The organism is uncultured Bacteroides sp., from assembly GCF_910578895.1.
Lineage (GTDB): Bacteria > Bacteroidota > Bacteroidia > Bacteroidales > Bacteroidaceae > Bacteroides.
Genome location: NZ_CAJTSC010000092.1, coordinates 576 through 3,474 on the forward strand (window position 1 = coordinate 576; position 2,899 = coordinate 3,474).

Sequence of the window (2,899 nt, forward strand, 5' to 3'; positions counted from 1 at the left end):
CAAAAACAACACCGCTGTAATTTATGCGCGTGTGTCCTCCGTGGGTGACAGACAGAACACCGACAGACAAGTAACAGATCTAACCGATTATGCCGCAAAGAACGGTATCACGATTGTTCGCGAAGCATTTACCGAACATATAAGCGGAGCAAAGAAAAATAACGAGCGTCCGGCTCTGTGTGAGTGTCTTGACTACTGCGAAGCAAACAACGTCGGCACTCTCCTAATATCCGAACTTTCACGCCTCGGTCGTGATGTGTGGGAGGTTCAAGCAAACATTAAACGCTGCTTAGACAACGGTCTTAACGTTTACTTTCAAAAAGAAGGGTTATCACTGTTCATGTCGGATGGCAAGCCTAATCCATTCGCCGCAATTATTGTGTCAGTCCTCGGAACTGCGGCACAGCTTGAACGCGAAGCAATCCAATTCCGGCTCAACTCCGGGCGTGAACAATACATCTCCAAAGGTGGAAAGCTTGGACGCAAAGAGGGCAGCACCGAAACAACGGAAGAACTATTGGCTAAATATCCCGAAGTCGTGAGGCAACTGCAAAAAGCAAAGCGAGCAAAGGAATCGGGCAAAAAAGCAAAATCCCTGCGCGATATAGCAAAGATATGTGGTTGCGCCCTTAACACCGTTCAAAAGGTAAAGAAGTGCATGAGCGAGGAAGGAGGTGACAAATGATTGGAATAATCCTTTGGGCAATCCTAATTATTTTCATCGTCATTTGCGCGTGCCCCGGCTTCCTGACTTTCTTCTTCTGCGTGGCTCTGCCTGTCGGTATCGCCGTGTTCGCTCTGGTAAGCTGGATCCAAAACAAACTTTCAAAATAAGTAAGCAACCTACAGTTCTAAAAAGAAGCGGCAGCACTACCGAAGTAATGTTACCGCCTCCACCTGTAACGCAGGTAGCACTCAGTCGTTATCCTGCCAAGTTCCGGGAAGTCTGTATTTGTAATGCAGTATCATTATAGCTTGCTATCCGGCAATGATTCTCCCCTCGATAGCAACAAGGGGGTATTAGGCTACCCCGTGTCGGGTTTATTCGGCAAGCTATTGTTAGACTATGTATCTCTACCGGCTTGCGTCTGCGAGTTGCCCTCCCCTCCTATTTGGGTTTGACTTTGATTAAGATTTGACCCCACTATATCATTATTGCCTACAACGTTAATTATGTGTAAACTCTCCAGTACATTGCCTATTCGGTCAAGACTTCGGGCAATGTGATCGAGCCGCCGGAGTTCTGCGGAGTGGATGCGTTGTTTACGGTTCATTTTTTGATAGCCGAAGTTAGGTTTGTTATTGCTTCATCGGAGTTGCTGTTAAAACTCTCCTTGTTGTTGCATTGATAGTGTGTGTTACCCTCGACAACTCCGGGCGAATCAGCGCCGTTGCTTTCAACTTCGGGAGAGTTGGTAATATCTTCGGCGAAGTCTTGCGTACCTCCGCTAATGGTTGCGCCCTCATTGACATGGATTATAACTTGCCGCGTTGGGTGTCGCTCCATGTAGTCGGCTATGCGCTTCAACTGTGTGGCTATGTCCTGCAATGCTGTTTTATCCATACGAAAAACGGCTTTAACCCATCTCGCCAAAGATAGACAGCACTCGCGTAACGGTGTATGTCATAAGGTTAAAGCCGTATAGACCTTAACCGCTACGCAATAATGCTTATGTCTTTTGATAATCTTTGGCGAGATTTCAAGTACAAAGTTAACGCTTTTATCCGGCTGAATGTTGGAGAGCGACAAAAAGATTTATCCCTCGATTCAACTTTTCGCCCCTAATATTTGTGTATATTATATATATTATATATCTTCGCATTGTAAATCTAAATGATATGGCAACAGCACTAAACATCAAGCGCAAAAACATCGACCTCCCCGTCGATACATTGCAAAAGCTCTCCATTATGGCAGTAGCCCAGGGCAAGAGCTTAAAGAACTTCATTGAAACAATCCTTATTTCAAAGGCTAACGCCGTAGCCGTAGAAGTAAGTGAAAACCCCTCACCCTCCGGCGATCCGTGGTTTAATGACCCGGAAAACATAGCCTCCCTCAATCGAGGTATTGCAGAGATGAAAGCCGGAAAAGGTAGAGCCTATTCAATGGAGGAAATAAGGGAACTGTTGGGCGTATGAGTTACGAATTGGTTCTAATGCCCGAAGCAGAAAAGCACTTGAAAGAGTGGCGAAAATCCGGGCAGAAGAAAACGCTAAAGAAGATAGCTGATTTATTCGAGGAACTGCGACAACATCCAACAACAGGCACAGGCCATGTTGAACAGCTCAAAGGTAATTATTCCGGCTATTGGAGTAGAGAAATCAACAAAGGCGACCGAATGATTTACAGCATTGAAGATGACAAGGTAATTGTAAACGTGGTTTCGCTCAAAGGTCATTACAAAGACAAATGAATAAGACAGGCAGGGCAATCGCTCTGCTTTTCTTTTGCAGTTATTTAGGGCTGCAAGGGTATGTTTCGGGAATCCCGAAAACTGCGCCGGAGGCTCTTTGTTGCTCTATGATTTGGAAGTATCGAGAATAACACCTACCTTTGCAGCCAATAATTAAATACTGCAATAAGTAAAGAATTAAATAATATTATATGGCTAAAATTATAGCAATAGCAAACAACAAAGGAGGCGTAGGCAAAAGCACTACAACCGCCAATCTCGGCGCGGCGTTGGCTCTCAAAGGGCAAAGGGTGTTAGTTGTCGATACAGACCCCCAGGCGAATTTAACGGCGGCTCTGCTCGATATAGACGAAAAGCCAATCGAGGTTTCAATCTATGACGCTATGAGCGGAAGCGCGACACTCCCGACACATCACGTTTCGCCCAATCTCGATATTGTCCCGGCTGATATAGCGTTGGCGGCAGCAGAGATTGATTTGGTAAGC

4 protein-coding genes and 1 pseudogene (1 of these 5 running past the window's edge) are annotated in these 2,899 nt (G+C 45.6%); 4 read left to right on the forward strand and 1 reads right to left on the reverse strand.

The genetic code is table 11. The features are described 5' to 3' along the window. The first annotated feature begins 19 nt into the window (after window positions 1-19). Window positions 20-685 carry a recombinase family protein gene (locus tag QZ327_RS13965; protein ID WP_294620304.1) on the forward strand — a complete coding sequence of 222 codons (666 nt, stop codon included), beginning with the start codon at window positions 20-22 and terminating at the stop codon, window positions 683-685. A gap of 585 nt (window positions 686-1,270) precedes the next feature. Here QZ327_RS13965 and QZ327_RS13970 read toward each other — a convergent pair. Next, on the reverse strand, window positions 1,271-1,564 hold the full coding sequence (locus tag QZ327_RS13970) for a hypothetical protein (RefSeq protein ID WP_294620292.1): 294 nt from the start codon (window positions 1,562-1,564) through the stop codon (window positions 1,271-1,273). A 275-nt stretch (window positions 1,565-1,839) separates the two neighbouring features. Between QZ327_RS13970 and QZ327_RS13975 the strand changes: the two genes are divergently transcribed. The 3 genes and pseudogenes from QZ327_RS13975 to QZ327_RS13985 all read left to right on the forward strand — a co-directional run. Beyond that, window positions 1,840-2,139 (forward strand): hypothetical protein, encoded by a 300-nt coding sequence (locus QZ327_RS13975; RefSeq protein ID WP_294620294.1) that lies wholly within the window; start codon window positions 1,840-1,842, stop codon window positions 2,137-2,139. Beyond that, window positions 2,136-2,414, forward strand: coding sequence for a Txe/YoeB family addiction module toxin (locus QZ327_RS13980; protein WP_294620296.1), 279 nt, complete (start codon window positions 2,136-2,138; stop codon window positions 2,412-2,414). Before QZ327_RS13975 ends, QZ327_RS13980 begins: the two co-directional genes overlap by 4 nt. 191 nt (window positions 2,415-2,605) lie before the next feature. Continuing rightward, window positions 2,606-2,899 (forward strand): annotated as a pseudogene (locus QZ327_RS13985) (ParA family protein); it runs 474 nt beyond the window's last position.

Excerpts from the sequence above, each read along its gene's own strand:
- QZ327_RS13975 (WP_294620294.1), top strand. The coding sequence starts at position 1,840 with ATGGCAACAGCACTAAACATCAAGCGCAAAAACATCGACCTCCCCGTC.
- QZ327_RS13970 (WP_294620292.1), bottom strand. The coding sequence starts at position 1,564 with ATGGATAAAACAGCATTGCAGGACATAGCCACACAGTTGAAGCGCATA.
- QZ327_RS13980 (WP_294620296.1), top strand. The coding sequence starts at position 2,136 with ATGAGTTACGAATTGGTTCTAATGCCCGAAGCAGAAAAGCACTTGAAA.